The sequence below is a fragment of the Mycolicibacterium neworleansense genome (assembly GCF_001245615.1).
GTDB lineage: Bacteria > Actinomycetota > Actinomycetes > Mycobacteriales > Mycobacteriaceae > Mycobacterium > Mycobacterium neworleansense.
This window is the reverse complement of sequence record NZ_CWKH01000003.1, coordinates 900,855-918,909: the sequence shown is the minus strand read 5'-3', so window position 1 is coordinate 918,909 and position 18,055 is coordinate 900,855. Positions and strand designations below refer to the sequence as shown.

General features: G+C 66.9%; 17 protein-coding genes. 9 read left to right on the top strand and 8 right to left on the bottom strand.

Annotation, left to right across the window (positions count from 1 at the left end; all coding sequences use genetic code 11):
- Positions 1 to 20 precede the first annotated feature (20 nt).
- On the bottom strand, positions 21 to 896 hold the full coding sequence (locus BN2156_RS29110; RefSeq protein WP_090518322.1) for an EspA/EspE family type VII secretion system effector: 876 nt from the start codon (positions 894 to 896) through the stop codon (positions 21 to 23).
- Positions 897 to 1,015: 119 nt separating this feature from the next.
- Between BN2156_RS29110 and BN2156_RS29105 the strand changes: the two genes are divergently transcribed.
- Positions 1,016 to 1,723, top strand: coding sequence for a M15 family metallopeptidase (locus BN2156_RS29105; RefSeq protein WP_090518321.1), 708 nt, complete (start codon positions 1,016 to 1,018; stop codon positions 1,721 to 1,723).
- 15 nt (positions 1,724 to 1,738) lie between these two features.
- Here BN2156_RS29105 and BN2156_RS29100 read toward each other — a convergent pair whose 3' ends face one another.
- Together BN2156_RS29100 and BN2156_RS29095 are read right to left on the bottom strand one after the other, a co-directional pair.
- Positions 1,739 to 2,368 (bottom strand): TetR/AcrR family transcriptional regulator, encoded by a 630-nt coding sequence (locus BN2156_RS29100; RefSeq protein WP_090518320.1) that lies wholly within the window; start codon positions 2,366 to 2,368, stop codon positions 1,739 to 1,741.
- A gap of 38 nt (positions 2,369 to 2,406) precedes the next feature.
- Positions 2,407 to 3,633 carry a cytochrome P450 gene (locus BN2156_RS29095; RefSeq protein ID WP_210436741.1) on the bottom strand — a complete coding sequence of 409 codons (1,227 nt, stop codon included), beginning with the start codon at positions 3,631 to 3,633 and terminating at the stop codon, positions 2,407 to 2,409.
- Positions 3,634 to 3,742: 109 nt separating this feature from the next.
- Here BN2156_RS29095 and purD point away from each other — a divergent pair, with 109 nt between their 5' ends.
- Positions 3,743 to 5,011: a phosphoribosylamine--glycine ligase gene (gene purD / locus BN2156_RS29090; RefSeq protein WP_090518318.1), complete on the top strand. Its 1,269-nt coding sequence runs from the start codon at positions 3,743 to 3,745 to the stop codon at positions 5,009 to 5,011.
- Here the strand turns inward: purD and BN2156_RS29085 are convergent.
- Positions 5,008 to 5,841: an alpha/beta hydrolase gene (locus tag BN2156_RS29085; protein WP_090518636.1), complete on the bottom strand. Its 834-nt coding sequence runs from the start codon at positions 5,839 to 5,841 to the stop codon at positions 5,008 to 5,010. The two genes, purD and BN2156_RS29085, sit on opposite strands and share 4 nt — an antisense overlap.
- Before the next feature lie 126 nt (positions 5,842 to 5,967).
- Between BN2156_RS29085 and BN2156_RS29080 the strand changes: the two genes are divergently transcribed.
- Both BN2156_RS29080 and BN2156_RS29075 read left to right on the top strand, forming a co-directional pair.
- The gene (locus tag BN2156_RS29080) at positions 5,968 to 6,606 is read left to right on the top strand and encodes a TetR/AcrR family transcriptional regulator (protein ID WP_162490996.1); all 639 of its coding nucleotides are present in this window, start codon (positions 5,968 to 5,970) and stop codon (positions 6,604 to 6,606) included.
- 10 nt (positions 6,607 to 6,616) lie between these two features.
- Entirely contained in the window at positions 6,617 to 8,056 is a 1,440-nt protein-coding gene (locus tag BN2156_RS29075) for an APC family permease (protein ID WP_090518317.1), read from the top strand.
- On the opposite strand, the gene relZ is transcribed toward BN2156_RS29075, so the two are convergent.
- Complete coding sequence (relZ, locus tag BN2156_RS29070) at positions 8,053 to 9,777, bottom strand: bifunctional ribonuclease/(p)ppGpp synthase (RefSeq protein WP_090518316.1); 1,725 nt, start codon at positions 9,775 to 9,777, stop codon at positions 8,053 to 8,055. The genes BN2156_RS29075 and relZ overlap by 4 nt on opposite strands.
- Positions 9,778 to 9,827: 50 nt before the next feature.
- Here relZ and purB point away from each other — a divergent pair, with 50 nt between their 5' ends.
- Genes purB through BN2156_RS29055 form a run of 3 tightly spaced genes read left to right on the top strand, consistent with a single transcriptional unit; the run spans position 9,828 to position 13,051 of the window.
- Entirely contained in the window at positions 9,828 to 11,246 is a 1,419-nt protein-coding gene (gene purB / locus BN2156_RS29065) for an adenylosuccinate lyase (protein ID WP_090518634.1), read from the top strand.
- Between the two features lie 2 nt (positions 11,247 to 11,248).
- Positions 11,249 to 12,463, top strand: coding sequence for a cytochrome P450 (locus BN2156_RS29060; protein ID WP_090518633.1), 1,215 nt, complete (start codon positions 11,249 to 11,251; stop codon positions 12,461 to 12,463).
- Positions 12,464 to 12,472: 9 nt separating this feature from the next.
- Positions 12,473 to 13,051 carry a DUF1707 SHOCT-like domain-containing protein gene (locus BN2156_RS29055; RefSeq protein ID WP_090518315.1) on the top strand — a complete coding sequence of 193 codons (579 nt, stop codon included), beginning with the start codon at positions 12,473 to 12,475 and terminating at the stop codon, positions 13,049 to 13,051.
- On the opposite strand, the gene BN2156_RS29050 is transcribed toward BN2156_RS29055, so the two are convergent.
- Together BN2156_RS29050 and BN2156_RS29045 are read right to left on the bottom strand one after the other, a co-directional pair.
- A complete protein-coding gene (locus BN2156_RS29050) occupies positions 12,996 to 13,895 on the bottom strand; it encodes a type IV toxin-antitoxin system AbiEi family antitoxin domain-containing protein (RefSeq protein WP_090518314.1) in 900 nt (299 codons plus the stop codon). The two genes, BN2156_RS29055 and BN2156_RS29050, sit on opposite strands and share 56 nt — an antisense overlap.
- Positions 13,896 to 13,987: 92 nt before the next feature.
- Positions 13,988 to 14,611 (bottom strand): hypothetical protein, encoded by a 624-nt coding sequence (locus BN2156_RS29045; protein WP_090518313.1) that lies wholly within the window; start codon positions 14,609 to 14,611, stop codon positions 13,988 to 13,990.
- A gap of 30 nt (positions 14,612 to 14,641) precedes the next feature.
- Between BN2156_RS29045 and BN2156_RS29040 the strand changes: the two genes are divergently transcribed.
- Both BN2156_RS29040 and BN2156_RS29035 read left to right on the top strand, forming a co-directional pair.
- Positions 14,642 to 15,529, top strand: a complete 888-nt coding sequence (locus tag BN2156_RS29040; protein WP_090518312.1) for a phosphoribosylaminoimidazolesuccinocarboxamide synthase — start codon at positions 14,642 to 14,644, stop codon at positions 15,527 to 15,529.
- Positions 15,526 to 17,673 (top strand): S9 family peptidase, encoded by a 2,148-nt coding sequence (locus BN2156_RS29035; RefSeq protein WP_090518311.1) that lies wholly within the window; start codon positions 15,526 to 15,528, stop codon positions 17,671 to 17,673. Before BN2156_RS29040 ends, BN2156_RS29035 begins: the two co-directional genes overlap by 4 nt.
- On the opposite strand, the gene BN2156_RS29030 is transcribed toward BN2156_RS29035, so the two are convergent.
- Entirely contained in the window at positions 17,602 to 18,048 is a 447-nt protein-coding gene (locus BN2156_RS29030) for a DoxX family protein (protein WP_090518310.1), read from the bottom strand. The genes BN2156_RS29035 and BN2156_RS29030 overlap by 72 nt on opposite strands.
- Positions 18,049 to 18,055: the final 7 nt, after the last annotated feature.

Genomic DNA, 18,055 nt, shown 5'->3' with positions numbered 1-18,055 from the left:
AGCTGCTGTACAGAAACGAATCACAGCCGCCTCGTCCTCGGCATGTCGACATTGTTGGTCGTGGGCGTCGTCGGAACCCCGGCAGCACCAGAAAGGCGCGGCTGATTACTCGGCCCTCCACCCTGCGCAACGGGGGGTGGAACTCCCGCTCCTTCGATACCGAGCTCGACACCCTCCTGCGCCAAGTCGGCCTGTTCTTTGGCCAATGCCCTCCGCTCCTCATTCCAGGCAATCTTCACACCCTCAGGCGCGCTCTCCGGTGGCCTGGTCGCCGTGAGTTTCGCGACCTTCTGATTCCACTCGTTGAGCTTCACGAACCATTCCGCGACCTTCTCGTCGTGGGTGCGGTTGTCGTCTGCAGTGACCGGCGGCGGATTCTCCTTCCAGCCCGCAGCCTTCTTGCTTTCGCCCATGATCGCGTCGTATTGGCCTCGGATGTCGTCGACTCTGCGTCCGATGGCGCTCATTTGCTCAGTGGACCGGTGGACGGTGTCGCCGACCTGGCTGAGACCCTTACGGGCCAAGATCATTCGCATCGTCTCGCCGGACTGTCCGCCGGGGATCGAGGCATCGGCAGCCTCGACCCATTTTTGCAGTTCGTCGAGGTTACGTCGGCCCGCGGAGACTACTGCCGCGGAGTTGGTGACTTCGGCGGCCATGCGCTGATCGAGATCTGCGAGCTTGCCGTAGACGGCGGCATGTTCAGCGTTCTTGGTGGCATAGGCCTGCGACGCCGTGCCTTGCCATCGGTCGTCGGGTGCTGCGGACTCGATGGTGGATTGCATCTCGCGGAGCCGTGCGCTGCCGTCGAATGAGTCACCCGTCGTCGGGGCACCCTCGCCGAACGTGGTGCGCGCCTGCGACCACGTCGTGTAGAAGGCGTCGAGTGCCCCCACCGCTCACCCCCGCTGGATCGAGGTCTCAAGTCTAGATCCGGGCAAACCCCACCTCGGGCGCCAATTTTCCCAGGCCGGGGCTGACCCCCGGCCCCCGTTCCGCGATCTACAGTCGCGGGGTGGGCATCGCAACCGTCCGCGTGTGTGCCCTGGTGGTGGGTCTGTTCACCGGGTGCACGGCGGCGTGTGCCGGTGGTGCGCCGGATTCGGTGCGGGCGCCGCAAACCATCTCCGCCCCGCCACAGAATCCGCAGCCTGGTGCGAAGCCGGAGCAACCCGCGCGGGTGGAGCCGCTGGACGCGACTGGGCTGGGTGCCAGCTGGCGGCCGGGGTGTCCGGTGCCTCCGGCCGAACTTCGCCGAATCACTTTGTCGTATATCGGTTTCGACGGCCGTTCGCACCGGGGTGAGTTGGTGGTCCACCGCGACTCGGTCAGCGATGTGATCGCGATCTTCGGGAACTTGTATTCGGCGCGGTTCCCGATCGAGAAGATGCGCACGGTGGACCACTATCCGGACGCCGCCGACGAGCTGTCCATGCAGGACAACAACACCTCGGCGTTCAACTGCCGGCCGCTGCCGAGTGGATCGTGGTCATTGCACGCCTTCGGTCGTGCGATCGACATCAACCCCTTGATCAATCCCTACATCTCGGCTTCTGGCGACCTGCAGCCGGTCACTGCGGGGGCATACCTGGACCGCACCCGCACCGATCAGGGGATGATCCGCGACGGCGACGCAGTGGTGCGGGCTTTCGCCGAGCGGGGCTGGCATTGGGGAGGGCATTGGCACAACCCGGTCGACTACCAGCATTTCGAACGACGCTGAGCTGACCAGACCGGTCTAGATCCCTGCCGAGGGCCTCTCGGACGCCAGATGTCCGCCAACGACGGCTGAACCCATCCACCGTGTCATGTAGCTGCGCAGGGCCGCTCCGGTGCGCGGAGGACGGCCCGGGTCGACGACGAACGACTGGATGATCCGAAGCACGTGCTCGGCGAGTTCGTCCAGCTCGGCGTCGGTGTAACCGACCTCAGCCCAGTCGACGTCCAGCCTGCGCAACATCTCCCGGGCAAAGTCGACGGCCACATCCGAGGTCACCGATTCGGTGTGCGCGTTGGGGCGACCCGGAGCGACGAGCAAACCGATGTGTTTGTCCTCGGGCAGCCACTCCAAGGAGGTGGCAATGCACTCGGTGATGGCCTCCACCGGATCTGTCACCCCTTTGACATGGGCGGCGAGCCGGTCCAGGAAGTCGCTGGCCGCATGCACTGCGGACGCCACCAGCAGGGCGTCGGTGCTCGGGAAATAGCGGTACACCGTCTGGCGGGTGACTCCGAGGGTGCGTGCCACGTCGGCGATCGAGAAGTCCGCACCCCGCTCGTCGATGGCGTTGCCCGCGGCGACGAGGATGCGGGCAATCGCCTCCTCGTCGCTGGCCGGCGCTGAACCGGACCACCCGTGCGTACGCATGGGCGAATCCTAGAACAACGGGCCGGTCACACCACCGGTCAACCGTGGTAGGACACCTGCAGGTCCTTGATGCCATTGATCCAACCCGACCGGAGGCGTTGCGGCTCACCCAGTTTGGTGATGTCGGGAATCTGATCGGCGATCTCGTTGAACATCAGCTTGATCTCCATCCGCGCCAGGTTGGCGCCGATGCAGAAATGCGCGCCGTTGCCGCCGAAGGCCAGGTGCGGGTTGGGACTGCGCAGGATGTCGAAGGTGAAGGGCGACTCGAAGACTTCTTCGTCGTAGTTCGCCGAGCTGTAGAACAGGCCGGCGCGTTGCCCGGCCTTCACGGTCACATCGCCGATCTGGGTGTCGACGAGTGCGGTGCGCTGGAAACAGTGCACCGGGGTGGCCCAGCGGATGATCTCGTCGACCGCGGTCTCCGGGCGTTCACGCTTGAAAAGCTCCCACTGGTCCGGGTTTTCGAGGAACGCGTTCATCCCGTGGGTCATGGCGTTGCGGGTGGTCTCGTTGCCGGCCACGGCCAGCAGGATCACGAAGAACGCGAATTCCACCTCGCCGAGTGAGTCTCCGTCGACGTCGGCCTGCACGAGCCGGGTCACGATGTCGTCGGCCGGGCATTGCCGCCGCTGCTCGGCCATGGTGTAGGCGTAGCCCATCAGCTCGGCGTTGGCCATGGTCGGATCGCTGTCGAAATCCGGATCGTCGGTGTTCATGATGGCGTTGGTCCAGTGGAACAGCTTTTCCCGGTCTTCCTCGGGCACGCCGATCAGGTCCGCGATGGCCTGCAGCGGCAGGCTCATCGCTATGTCGTCGACAAAGTTGCCGCTGTCCTTCTTGGCGGCCTCGGCCACGATGTTGCGGGCCGCCACGGCCAGCTTCTCCTCCAACGCTGCCACCGAACGCGGGGTGAACAGTCGCGACACCAGCTTCCGTAGCCGGGTGTGCTCGGGGGCGTCGTGGTTGATCAGCAGCGCCTTGGTGAGGTCGAGCTGTTCTGAGGTCACGCCATCGGGCAATCGCATGACGGCACCCTTGGCGTTCGTCGACCAGACCGTGCCGCCGTCGCGGGAGATGGTCTTGATGTCCTCGTGCCGGGTGATCACCCAGTATCCGCCGTCATCGAAGATCGACTCGTCCTGCTCGTTCCACCACACCGGCGCGGTCTTGCGCAGCTGGGCGAACTCGTCGACGGGAATCCCGCGCAGCAGGACGTCGGGATCGGTGAAGTCGTAACCGGCGCCGAACGGGCAAGCATTCATGGTGGTCAAGCCGGATCATCTCCTCGTGTGACGGCGAGCACATTCCTGGTGTCGACCATACACTGTGGCGTCAAGTGTATGCCCGTGTGTTTCCCGCTACGCTACGTCCGTGCGCGTCCTCGTTATCGGATCCGGTGCCCGTGAACACGCCCTGCTGCTGGCCCTGCGCCGCGACCCGCAGGTGGAGGAGTTGGCGGTGGCACCCGGCAACGCCGGTACCCAATCCATCGCCGATCAGTACGACGTCGACATCACCTCCGGCGAGGCCGTGGTGAAGTTGGCCCAGCGCATCAACAGCGACCTGGTGGTGATCGGCCCCGAGGTTCCGCTGGTGCTCGGCGTGGCCGACGCGGTGCGGGCCGCCGGCATCGCCTGCTTCGGCGCGAGCAAGGACGCCGCGCGTATCGAGGGTTCGAAGGCCTTCGCCAAGGACGTGATGGCCGCGGCCGGGGTCCGGACCGCCGGCAGCGAGATCGTCGACAACCCGGCACACCTCGACGCCGCACTGGACCGCTTCGGCCCGCCCGCCGGCCAGGCCGCCTGGGTGGTCAAGGACGACGGACTGGCCGCCGGTAAGGGTGTGGTGGTCAGCGCCGATCGCGACGCCGCCCGGGCGCATGCCGCCGGCCTGCTCGATTCCGGGCATCCGGTGCTGCTGGAATCGTTTTTGGACGGTCCCGAGGTGTCACTGTTCTGCGTGGTCGACGGCGCCACGGTGGTGCCGCTGCTGCCCGCACAGGACTTCAAGCGCGTCGGCGACGGCGACACCGGACCGAACACCGGCGGCATGGGCGCCTACGCCCCGTTGCCCTGGCTGCCGGACTCGGTGGAAACTCAGATTGTCGAGGAGGTCGTCAAACCGGTTGCGGCAGAATTGGTTGCGCGCGGCAGCTCGTTCTCGGGCCTGCTCTACGCCGGCCTGGCCATCACCTCCAACGGCCCGGCGGTCGTGGAGTTCAACTGCCGCTTCGGCGATCCGGAGACGCAATCGGTTCTGGCCCTGCTTGATTCACCGCTCGGGCAGCTGCTGAACGCCGCGGCCACCGGCGAGCTCGCCTCATTCGGCGACCTGCAGTGGCACGACGGCTACGCGGTGACCGTTGTGGTGGCCGCGGAGAACTACCCCGGCCGGCCCCGCGTCGGCGACGTCATCCACGGATCCGAAGCCGACGGTGTGCTGCATGCCGGCACGGCACGGCGCGAGGACGGCGAGGTGGTGTCCTCAGGCGGCCGGGTGCTCTCGGTGGTCGGCACCGGCGCGGACCTGCTCGCCGCCCGCGATGCGGCCTACGCGCTGGCCAAGTCGATCCGCTTGCCGGGCAGCCACTTCCGCACCGACATCGGTCTGGCCGCCGCCGAGGGGCGCATCAGCGTCTAGGCGACCAGCAGTGGGGCCATCCAGGCGATCTCGGCGGGCAACTGCGAACTCCAGAAGCTGCCGTCATGGCCGCCGGGGGAGAAGCCGCCGGCCGGCGGATTGGGCAGCTCGGCGATGAACTGCTTGGTGGCCGAATAGAACGGATCACTGTTGCCGCAATCGATCCGGATCGGGATCGAGCCCAACGCGGGCTGGCCCCAGACACTGTTGGCGGCGTAATCCGCCGCGCTGTCGAAGGCCCCCGGCGCAGCCGCCCCCGAGGATGTCCACAGCGCCGGGCTGACGGCACAGATCGCCGCGGTGCGCGCCGCACCGAGGCGTGAACCCAGCAGCAGCGCGCCGTAGCCGCCCATCGACCAGCCCAGGAACCCAACCCGTGAGGTGTCCAGGCCCTGTTCGCCCAGCATCGGGATCAGCTCGTCGAGCACCATCGCGCCCGAATCCTCACCGGATGCACGCTTGTGCCAGTAGCTTCCACCACCGTCGACCGCGACCACCGCGAACGGCGGCAGCCCGGCGGCCACCGCCTCGGCCAGGCCCTGCTCCACTCCGCCGGCCATCACACCGGCGGCGTCCTGCCCTTTGCCGTGCAGGGCGATCACCGGACGAAGTTTGCCGGTCTGGCCCGGCGGGCGCGCGATGGCCCAGTTGGTGTTCGTGCCGCCGCGCGCGGCCGAGGGGAAGGAACCGCTGCTGAACGTCGGGGCAACCACCGGGCTGGCCGGTACGACAGGGGCGGAGGCGAGGGCTACAGCACCGGCGGCGCCGGCAGCCGCACCGACGCCGAGGCGCAGGACTGCGCGACGGGTCAAGTTGGGCATGCGGGCCATCTTGCCATCGCCCGCCAATGGCATCGGTCAGTGGCATTCTCGTCGCATTGCCGATGCGTTGGCAAAACCTGAGTAAAGCCTGATGATTGGCCGAAAGCCCGATGTGGAGGGGGCCCGGCTGGCAGCATGTGGAAGGTGACGGCAGCGGTCACTCCTAAAGGGGAGCGTCGGCGGTACGCCCTCGTCAGGGCGGCCGCTGAATTGCTCTGTGAAGGCGGTTTCGACGCCGTCCGGCACCGTGCTGTGGCGCGTCGTGCCGGCCTTCCGCTGGCGTCCACGACGTACTACTTCTCCTCACTGGATGACCTCATCGCGAAGGCCGTCGAGTACATCGGAACCCAGGAAGCCGAACAACTCAGCGCCGGCGTGGCCGCGCTCTCGCGGCGGCGTCGGGGCGCCGAATCGACCGCCGACGTCCTCGTCGATTTGTTGCTCGGGGAATCCCGGGAACGCCGCGGAACCGAGGAACTGATCTCTCGCTACGAGCGCTACATCGCCTGCGCCCGGCAGCCCGGGTTGCGCGATATCCAGCGCCGCATCCTCCAGCAGCGCACCGACGCCGTGGTCGAGGTGGTGGAACGCTCGGGCCGCTCGGTGCGCGCAGAACTGGTCACCGCACTGGTGTGCGCCGTGGACGGAGCAGTTGTGGCATCGTTGGTCGACGAAGGGGAGGGGCCCAGAGCCAGCGCCCGCGCCACGTTGATCGACGTCATCGACGTGCTGGCGCCCGTCGACGAGCGGGCGGGTACGCGTCTGACCGGCTGAAGGAGGGGGAATGTCGCAACCCGCAACCGCGGAGGAGCCACAGCTCAAGCGGGTGATGGGACCCGGACTGTTACTGCTGTTCGTCGTCGGCGACATCCTCGGCACGGGCGTCTATGCGCTCACCGGTCAGGTCGCCAAAGAAGTCGGCGGTGCCGCATGGCTTCCGTTCCTGGCGGCGTTCGTGATCGCCACCATCACCGCGTTCAGCTACCTCGAGCTGGTCACCAAGTATCCGCAGGCGGCCGGCGCTGCGCTGTACGCGCACAAGGCATTTGGCATCCAGTTCGTCACCTTCCTGGTGGCGTTCATCGTGATGTGTTCCGGAATTACCTCGGCCTCAACGGCTTCGCGGTTCTTCGCGATCAGCTTCTTCGACGCGATCGAGATCAACTTCGACCACATCTTCAGCTGGCAACGGCTGGGAACCGTGGCGCTGGCGCTATTGTTCATGCTGCTCATCGCGACCGTGAACCTCCGCGGCGTCAGTGAAAGCGTCAAGCTCAACGTCGTCCTCACGTTCATCGAGATCACCGGTCTGGTGATCGTGGTCGTGGTGGGGTTGTGGGCCATCGTCAGCGGTGTCGACGTCGACTTCTCCCGGGTCGTCGCATTCGACACCTCCGAGGAGAAGAACGCGTTCATCGCGGTCACCGCGGCGACGTCGCTGGCCTTCTTCGCGATGGTCGGATTCGAAGATTCGGTCAATATGGCCGAGGAGACCAAGGATCCGGTCCGGATCTTCCCCAAGGTGTTGTTGACGGGCCTGGGTATCGCCGGCTGCGTCTACATCGTCGTCGCCGTGATCGCCGTGGCATTGGTACCGGTCGGCGAACTCGCCGAAGCCGATTCCTCCCCGCTGGTGAAGGTCATGCAGGCCGCAGCGCCAGGGCTGCCGTTCGCGAACATCCTCCCGGTCATCTCCATGTTCGCCGTATCGAACACCGCGCTGATCAACATGCTGATGGCCAGCCGCCTGATCTACGGGATGGCCCGCCAGCACGTGCTGCCGCCGGTGCTCGGGTCGGTGCATCCGAAGCGGCACACCCCCTGGGTGGCAATCATCTTCACCACGCTCATCGCCTTCGGGCTGATCTTCTACGTGTCGGCGTTCGCGAGCGGGGACACGGTTGCGATCCTCGGAGGCACCACGTCACTGCTGTTGCTCGCGGTGTTCGCCATGGTCAACGTCGCGGTCCTGGTGCTGCGCCGCGATGTCCGAAAAGAGGGCGGGCACTTCAAGACTCCGACGGCACTGCCGGTCATCGGCTTCATCGCCTCGCTGTATCTGGTGCTGCCGACATCGGGCCGCCCACCCGAGCAGTACATCCTCGCCCTGGCGCTCGTCGCCACCGGCGTCGTACTGTTCGGCATCACCATGCTGATCAACCGGCAGCTCGGTATTCGCGGGGCGGGCATCACCGACCCCACCCACCTCAGTGACGCGCCCTAGAGCTCTTTACGCAGCTTTTCGATCCGGTTCTGCAGCAACGGGATCCGGTGTGCATTGCCGTCCAGCCCGATGTAGCGGTCACCGAACACGGCCAGCAACGCGTCATCGAGGCGGCGCACCGCACCCGGCGGGTACCGGTAATCCATCAGCCGGTTGATCTCATCGGTGTCCACCGAATCCAGCACGCCCGTCAGCGCATCCAGTGAGGTGATGCCGAGTTCGAGCAGCAAACCCGAGATCCAGCCGTAGTGGTCCGTGCGTGACCAGCCGGCGTCGGGGAAGCGGTTGCCCAGATAGGTGGCCAGCACCGGGGTGGGGATGCGCGCGTCCCTGGCGAACCCCGGGGGTTCTACCTCCCCTTCGTCGGTCATGGTCTGCCGCAACCGTTCCCGGATCTCGGTGAACTCACGGTCGGCCAATTCCAGCAGGCCGGCGGCCAAGGTGAAGCGGCGGTCCAGCTCGCTCACATGCTCAGCCGGTATCGAGCCCTTGTACCGCACGTCGTGCTCGAACTCGGCCCATGCGTGCTGCAAGACGGTGCGCACCTGGATGGACGCCGGATACTGCTCGCCCTCGACCCCGAACAACAGATGCCGGCTCGCGTACCCCCACCGGCCCTGACGGGCGGTCTGCAGACCCATGTCCTGGTCGTCGAGCAGCCGCATCTCCTCGGCCAGCAGGTTGGCCACCGCGTCGACGTCCTCACGCAGATAGGTGATGACCCGCAAGCCCACCTGATCGGTGATCTCCACCAGCGGGTCGCTGTACATCGGCGTGCCGTCGACAGCCCGGCGATTGGCCTTCATGGCGAACGAATCGACGCTCTTGGTGCGGGCCGTGATGCTCAGGTAGTTGATGCCGGCCTCATCGAGCAGTCCGGTGACCAGCTTGAGGTACTGCTCGGTGGCGGCCACCAGGTCGGGGCGCCGGGCCGCGTACTCGGCGACCGCCTTGGAAGGTGCGGCCTGGCGCACCGGTGCGGGACGCGGCCGGGGAAGCCGGTCCGCGGGCAGCGACGGGGTCACGATGTAGCCCGAGGCGAAGTCGCCGTAGATCGTCACGTCCTCGGGCCGGTGGTACCAGTACAACGCGATGTAGGCGCACAGCAGCGCGTCGACGGGATCCTCGTCGCGGTCCAGCTGCCCGGGCCGGGTGGCGGCCTCGATCCGCCGACGCAGCTCCACCCAGTTGACATTGCGGTTCGCCCGCAGCCGAGGCGTAGCGGTGTCGAGTTCCTCGATGAACGTCATCAGCTTCAGCAGTTCGCGCTGCCGGTCGCCGAAGGTACCGCGCTTGTACTTGAGCGTCTTGTCCAAGCCGAACAGCACGATGCTCGCCGGGTGCGGGTAGACCTCGATCGCCCGCCGGTTCGACGCCGATGACGGATCCATGTCCAGGCCCAGCGCCGACGCGATCCGCGCGCCACGCGGATGCTTGAACTCCGGACGCTCGGTGAAGGCCGGCCGCGCCCCGGCGTCGAACCGCTGGAAGTCGCGGTTGAGATCCCGCTCGCACGGCCGGTGGCCCGTCGAGTTCTCCACGATGAGGGGCGCGTCGATGGCGACCAGGCAGTCGCCGCTGACGTACGGCTCTATGGTCGCCGCGATTTCGTCGTCGTCCTGCGCCACCCCGACGTGGAGCACCCGCCCACCGGAGTCGATCGCGGCCACACCCGTCTGGTTCTTCTCGCCCCACGCGAGGTCGAGTCCGACGAAGTACATCCGTCCACTGTCTCATTGGTACCCCGGCGCGGGCCGTAAGCTGTGTGTTCGTGACGATCCCGAATGTTCTGGCCAACCGCTACGCCAGCGACGAAATGGTCGCGATCTGGTCGCCGGAGGCCAAGATCGTCGCCGAACGCCGACTCTGGCTCGCCGTGCTGCGGGCACAGGCTGAGCTGGGCGTGCCCGTGCCAGACGGCGTCGTCGACGACTACGAGCGCGTCCTGGAGAACGTGGACCTGCCGTCGATCGCCGCGCGCGAACGCGTCACCCGCCACGACGTCAAGGCGCGCATCGAAGAATTCAACGCGCTGGCCGGCCACGAGCACATCCACAAGGGCATGACCAGCCGCGACCTCACCGAGAACGTCGAGCAGCTGCAGATCCGCCGCTCCCTCGAGCTGGTGTTCGCCCACGGGGTCGCGGTGGTGGCCCGGCTGGCCGAGCGTTCCGTCGTCTACCGCGACGTGGTGATGGCCGGCCGGTCGCACAACGTTGCCGCCCAGGCCACCACGCTGGGCAAGCGGTTCGCCTCGGCAGCCGAAGAAAGCCTGGTGGCCCTGACCCGGCTGCGTGAGCTGATCGACCGCTACCCGCTGCGCGGCATCAAGGGCCCCATGGGCACGGCCCAGGACATGCTCGACCTGTTCGACGGAGACACCGCCAAGCTCGCCGAGCTGGAGCGTCGGGTCGCCCAATTCCTGGGATTCACAGAAGTTTTCACCAGTGTCGGGCAGGTCTACCCGCGCTCGCTGGACCACGACGTGCTCTCCGCACTGGTGCAGGTGGGCGCCGGGCCGTCCTCGCTGGCACACACCATCCGGCTGATGGCCGGCCACGAACTGGTCACCGAGGGCTTCGCGCCCGGTCAGGTCGGCTCCTCGGCCATGCCGCACAAGATGAACACCCGTTCCTGCGAGCGGGTCAACGGCCTGCAGGTGGTGCTGCGCGGCTATGCCTCGATGGCCGCCGAACTGGCCGGGGCGCAGTGGAACGAGGGCGACGTGTTCTGTTCGGTGGTGCGCCGCGTCGCCCTGCCCGACGGGTTCTTCGCCCTCGACGGGCAGACCGAGACCATCCTGACCGTGCTCGACGAGTTCGGCGCTTACCCGGCCGTCATCCAGCGCGAACTGGACCGCTACCTGCCGTTCCTGGCCACCACTCGCATCCTGATCGCCGCGGTGCGGGCCGGGGTCGGCCGGGAAACCGCGCACGAGGTCATCAAGGAACACGCTGTCGCCGTCGCACTGGACATGCGTGAGCGCGGGATGGAGCCCGACCTGCTCGACCGGCTCGCCGCCGACCCGCGGCTGCCACTGGACCGGGCCGCCCTGGAAGCCGCGCTGGCCGACAAGCAGGCATTCACCGGCGCCGCCGGCGCGCAGGTCGACGGAGTCGTCGCCGCCGTCGACGAACTCGTCAGCCGCTACCCGGAAGCCGCCAAGTACACCTCGGGCGCCATCTTGTGAGTTTGGCGGCCGACCTCACCGATCTGGACAACTTCGCTGCCGGATTCCCGCACGAGTTGTTCGCCGCGCACCGCCGCGAAGCCCCGGTGTACTGGCATCCGCCGACGGAACACACACCGGACGCCGAAGGCTTCTGGTCGGTGGCCACCCACGCCGAAACCCTTGCGGTACTGCGTGATGCGGAGACCTATTCGTCGGTGACCGGCGGAGATCGGCCCTACGGAGGCACCCTGCTGCAGGACCTGTCCATCGCCGGGCAGGTGCTCAACATGATGGACGACCCGCGACATGCCGAGATCCGTCGACTGGTCAGCTCCGGGCTCACCCCGCGGATGATCCGGCGGGTCGAAGACGATCTGCGCGCCCGCACCCGCCGGTTGCTCGACGGGATTGAGCCCGGTGTGGGGTTTGATTTCCTGGTCGACGTGGCCGCCGAGCTGCCGATGCAGATGATCTGCATCCTGCTGGGAGTGCCTGAATCCGAACGGCATTGGCTGTTCCAGGCGATCGAGCCGCAGTTCGACTTCGGCGGCTCGCGGTCGGCGGCCATGGCACAGTTGTCGGCCGAGGAGGCCGGCTCGCGGATGTACACCTACGGGTCCGAGTTGATCGCGGAGAAACGGGCCGAGCCGACTGACGACATGCTCTCGGTCGTGGCCAACGCAAAGCTGGACGACTCGCTGCTTCCCCTCTCTGAAGTGGAGCTGTACCTGTTCTTCAGCCTGCTGTTCAGCGCCGGTGCCGAGACCACGCGCAACGCCGTGGCGGGCGGGCTGCTGGCCCTGATCGAAAACCCTTCACAGATGGCGTTGTTGCGTGAGGATCTCACCGAACTGCCCACCGCGATCGAGGAGATGGTGCGCTGGACCTCGCCGTCACCGTCCAAACGCCGCACGGCGACCCGAGCGGTGACATTGGGCGGCTGCGACATCGAGCCCGGCCAGAAGGTCCAGGTCTGGGAAGGGTCGGCGAACCGGGACTCACTGGTGTTCTCCGATGCCGACACCTTCGACATCACCCGTAAGCCCAACCCGCACTTGGGTTTCGGCTACGGCATCCACTACTGCCTGGGCGCCAATCTGGCCCGGCTGGAGTTGCGGGTGCTGTACGAGGAACTGCTGTCCCGGTTTTCGTCGGCTCAGCTGGTCAAGCCCGTCGAATGGACCCGCAGCAACCGGCACACCGGCATCCGGCACATGGTCGTCGAGTTCGCCTAACCTCGGGACATGGACTCAGGCCAACATGACCATCTCCGAGTCTCAGACGCCGAACGCGCGAAGGTGGGGCACCTGCTCGAACGCGCGGTAGCCGAGGGCATGATCACGCTCGACGAATTCAGCGAGCGCTACGACGCGGCACTGGCCGCGCGCACCCGTGGCGAACTGTCAGCGGTCGTGGCGGACCTGCCGATGACGCTGCCGGCGGCACAGCTTCCGCCCGAGGAGCTGCGTGGCTGGATGTCGTCGATCGTGCGGCGCGGGCAATGGCGGGTGGCCCCCGCCCTGCATGTGAAAAGCCGGATGTGCAGCACCACGCTGGACTTCACCTCGGCGGTACTGCCTGGGCCGGTAGTCGAAGTCCTCCTCGACGATTACTGCAGCTCGACCGAGCTGATCGTGCCCGCATCGGCGACCGCAGATGTCAACGGCGTCAACGCTGTCGCAGGCAGCGCCACGGTCAAGGTGCGCAGCAGCCCGCCCTCAGATCAACTGCACCTCATCGTGCGCGGCCGCGTGCGGATGGGGTCGGTCACCGTGCGGCACCCGTTCGGAAGCTGGCTGCGGCGCCTGAGCGGCACTCGATAGCGAAACGGACCTCGGCGATCACCCGCTGCGGATACTCGGTCAGATCCAGCCAGGTGAACCGCAGCACCTGCCAGCCCGTCAACGCGATTTCGTTCTGCTTGACCCGGTCTTTCTGGAAATCCTCCTGATCACTGTGGAACGCCCAACCGTCGGTCTCGATCGCCAGCCTGTGAGCCGGAAAAGCCACGTCGATGACATACCGGCCGAGGCGGTAATTGGCCTTCCAGCCGGTGAGGCCGGCTTCTCTGAGCAGCTTGATCAGCAGCCGTTCGGCCGCCGAGCGCGCGCCGTCGGCGGCGGCGATGAGCAATATCCGGGCGGCGGGGGAGCCGTGCCGGCCCTTGTTCCGCAGATGCGCCCGCCACAGGTCACGCAGTTCGGTGTGGCGCTGCAGGGCAGAATCCATGAGCTTGGCGCCGCCGCCTCGGCGGGCGGCGGCCTCGACCACGGTCAGCGGTAGTGCGGTCACTCGCAGGCCCCTGCGTTCGATGACGTCCCGTGGGTCGAGGTCCCGCCTGCGAGCGCGGATGCCGGGCCGCCGCGAGTGGTTGCTCACCCTTGGAACGGTGACCTCGACATCGTCGGGGGCGTACTTGGTCACGCCGTGCCACCACGCGGCAGCCAGGCCACTGGCAGTCGCCCGCGGACCGAGTGACCAGACGGAGGCGCGGATCCTTGCGGCCTCGGTAAACGGGCGGTCGTCGGCGAAGTACACCCCGCGTGAACAGCGCAGCCAGCGTCCAGAGTGGACCCGCCGGTTCACTGCCTGCTGGCTCAGCCCTGCCTGTTTGGCTTGGGCCAAGGTGATCACCCCGTCCTGGTCTCGCAGAAAGTCCTCAAGCACATGCGTTTGGACGCGGTTGCGCCGTCAACCGGTTCCCACCCCAGTGATTTGTGCACGCGCACACACGCTCACCGAGTGTCCGGGTGCACAAATCACTGGATGCGGCGCCAACGCATGCCGGCCGAACGCAGCTCCAGGGCCGCCAGGCCGCGAATGGCCTGCTGATCTTGACTGCGCCACGCACCAACGGGGTCATCGGTCACCGCGGTCAGCTTGGCCAGCGGCCGGTTGGCCAGTGCCCGCAGCGCCAGCAGTTGTTCGCCGGCAGCCGTGGAGGCCAGGGTGATCGCGGTCCACTTGCGCCGGAAGAACCGCACCCGCAGATACAGCCACGGCATCATCACGAACAGGATCGGCGCGGCGGCCACCGCCAGGGCCAGCACCCAGGCCAGCCAGCTCGCCGTGCTGTCCAGGTTGGCGCCCGCCCCGGCGATGTCGAGGGCCGCTTCGCTGGCTGCGCGCAGCGGCTTGCTCAACGTGTCGCCGATCAGGGGAACGTTGTCGGTGCTGTCACCAGCGGAGCCCAGGTTGTCAGCAACCCCGTTGGCGCCGTTCTGGACCTGCCTGCCGACTTCGGCAATGGTCGCCACCGCGGAATGCACGGCCAACCCGACCAATATCCACACGGCGGTCCAGGTGATGACGGCCACGTCGCTGAACAACTGCGCCAACAAGCGGCCGGGTCTGGTGGCATAGGGCAGGTACCGCGATCTCATGAAACCGATCCCAACACATAGGCTGGCCCAATGCGCCCTGCTCTGTCCGACTACCAGCACCTGGCCAGCGGCAAAGTCCGCGAGTTGTACCGCATCGATGACGAGCACCTGCTGTTCGTGGCGACCGACCGCATCTCGGCCTACGACTACGTCCTCGACTCGCAGATCCCGGACAAGGGCCGGATCCTGACGGCGATGAGCGTGTTCTTCTTCGACCTGATCAGCGCGCCCAATCATCTGGCCGGGCCGCCGGACGACGAACGCATTCCCGCCGAGGTGCTGGGCCGTGCGCTGGTGGTGAAGCAGCTGAAGATGCTGCCGGTGGAATGTGTGGCCCGCGGTTATCTGACCGGCTCGGGCCTGCTCGACTACCAGGCCTCGGGTTCGGTGTGCGGTATCCCGCTGCCGCCGGGGCTGGGCGAGGCGAGCAAGTTCGACGAGCCGCTGTTCACCCCGGCCACCAAGGCCGACATCGGCGAGCATGACGAGAACATCTCGTTCGCCCATGTGATCGATCTGGTCGGGCCCCAGCTGGCCAACCAGTTGAAGGAACGCACGCTGCAGACCTACATCCAAGGTGCCGACCACGCGTTGACCCGGGGCATCATCATCGCCGACACCAAGTTCGAGTTCGGCGTCGACGACCACGGCAACGTGGTGCTGGCCGATGAGGTCTTCACCCCGGACTCGTCGCGGTACTGGCGCGCCGAGTCCTACCGGCAGGGCGTGGTCCAGGACAGCTTCGACAAGCAGTTCGTCCGCAACTGGCTGACCGGGCCGGACTCGGGCTGGGACCGCAAGGGTGATACCCCGCCCCCGCCGTTGCCCGAGGAGATCGTGGCCGCCACCCGCGACCGGTATATCGAGGCCTACGAACGGATTTCGGGCCTGCGCTTCGACGATTGGATCGGTGCATGAGCCAGTCCGTGCAGCCGCCGGTCGCCAAGCGCGGCAACCATCGCCGCGAGCACCACGGCGACGTGTTCATCGACCCCTACGAATGGTTGCGCGACAAGGACAACCCCGAGGTGATCGCGCACCTGGAGGCCGAGAACGCCTACACCGACGTCGCCACCGCCCACCTGGAGCCGTTGCGGCAGAAGATCTTCGACGAGATCAAGGCGCGCACCAAGGAGACCGATCTGTCGGTGCCGATGCGCCGGGCCGGCTGGTGGTACTACGCACGCAGCTTCGAGGGCAAGCAGTACGCGGTGCACTGCCGGTGCCCGATCGACGATGCCGACGACTGGACTCCGCCTGAGCTCGACGGTGACGCCGATATTCCCGGTGAGCAGGTTCTGCTCGACGAGAACATCGAGGCCGACGGTCACGAGTACTTCTCGCTGGGCGCGGCCACGGTGAGCCTGGACGGCAATATCCTGGCCTACTCCGTCGATGTCTTGGGCGACGAGCGATACACCTTGAAGTTCAAGGATTTACGCACCGGCGAGCTCTACGACGACACCATCACCGGGATCGGCGCCGGCGGCACCTGGGCGGCCGACAGTCGCACGCTGTACTACACGACGGTCGACGAGGCCTGGCGGCCCGATACCGTGTGGCGGCACCGGTTGGCATCGGGCCTGCCCGCCGAGAAGGTGTATCACGAACCCGACGAACGGTTCTGGGTCGCGATCGGCCGCAGCCGCAGCGACAAATACCTGTTCGTCGCGTCGGGCAGCGCCGTCACCACCGAGGTCCGCTATGTCGACGCGAACGATCCGACCGCCGAGCTCACCACGGTGTGGGAGCGCCGGGACCTGGTGGAGTACTCCGTCGAGCACGCGGTGGTCGGGGGCGAGGACCGGTTCCTGATCCTGCACAACGATGGTGCAGAGAACTTCATGCTGGTGGACGCCCCGGTCGACGACCCGAGCGATTTCCGCACCGTGATCGAGCACCGGTCGGACGTGCGCCTCGACGGGGTCGACGCGTTCGACGGTTTCCTGGTGATCAGTTACCGCAGTGAGGCATTGCCGAAGATGGCACTGTGGCCGCTGACCGCCGACGGGTACGGCAGGCGCGAGGAGCTGACCTTCGACTCTGAGCTGACCGCCGCGGGAATGGGTGGCAACCCGAACTGGTCCACCCCCAAGCTGCGCATCGGCGCGACGTCGTTCATCACCCCGGCACGGATCTACGACCTGGACCTGGCCACCGGTGAGCGCACCTTGCTGCGCGAGCAACCGGTGCTGGGTGGTTACCGGCCGGAAGACTATGTGGAGCGCCGGGATTGGGCGACCGCTTCCGATGGGACGCGGGTCCCCGTTTCGATCATCCACCGGGCCGGACTGCAGTTCCCGGCGCCGGCGCTGCTGTACGGCTACGGCGCCTACGAGTCGTGTGAGGACCCTCGGTTCTCGATCGCCCGGTTGTCGCTGCTGGACCGCGGCATGGTGTTCGTGATCGCCCATGTGCGTGGCGGCGGCGAGTTGGGCCGGCCGTGGTACGAGCACGGCAAGCTGCTGGAGAAGACCAACACGTTCACCGACTTCATCGCGGCGGCACGGCATCTCGTCGACTCCGGGGTGACCCGCCCGCAGAATCTGGTGGCCCTCGGCGGCAGTGCCGGCGGATTGTTGATGGGCGCGGTGGCCAACATGGCGCCGGAGCTGTTCGCCGGGATCCTGGCTCAGGTGCCGTTCGTCGATGCGTTGACGACCATCCTCGATCCATCGTTGCCGTTGACGGTGACCGAATGGGATGAGTGGGGAAATCCGTTGGAGGACCCCGAGGTCTACCGCTACATGAAGTCCTATACGCCCTACGAGAACGTGACGGCGCAGGACTATCCGGCGATCCTGGCGATGACCTCGCTCAACGACACCCGGGTCTATTACGTCGAACCGGCCAAATGGGTTGCGGCTCTGCGGCATACGAAGACCGACGGTCATCCTGTGCTGCTCAAGACCGAGATGGTGGCCGGTCACGGCGGTCTGTCCGGTCGGTACGAGCGGTGGAAGGAAGCCGCGTTCCAGTACGCCTGGCTGCTAGCTGCCGCCGACCGCGACAACTACGGCAGCGGCCAGGTAGACAGCCTCTTCGGCGGTCCGGACGCTTAACCGCGAGGTCATCGACTTCGGCGGGTTCGGCATCCGGGCCGCATAGACGTTGGCCGGGAACATCGCCAGCATGAGCAGCAGCAGGCAGACGGCGGCCACCACGCGGGTGGGCGGATAGAGCAGGCCCACGGCACCCGCCAGTTCCAGCACGCCGGTGACGGTCACCAGGGTGCCGGGCGCGGGCAGGGCCGGCGGCACGATCGCGATCATGTCGCGCCGCAGCGGATTGACGAAGTGCGCGACGCCGGTCATGACGAACATGGCGGCCAGTCCGACCGTGATGGCCTCGGGCCAGCTGTCGAGGTAGTCCACGCCCAGCAGGCCGATGGTCCGGGCGGCCACGCTACCGAGGATCAGGGTCAGGAAGACAGCCATCGCAGCT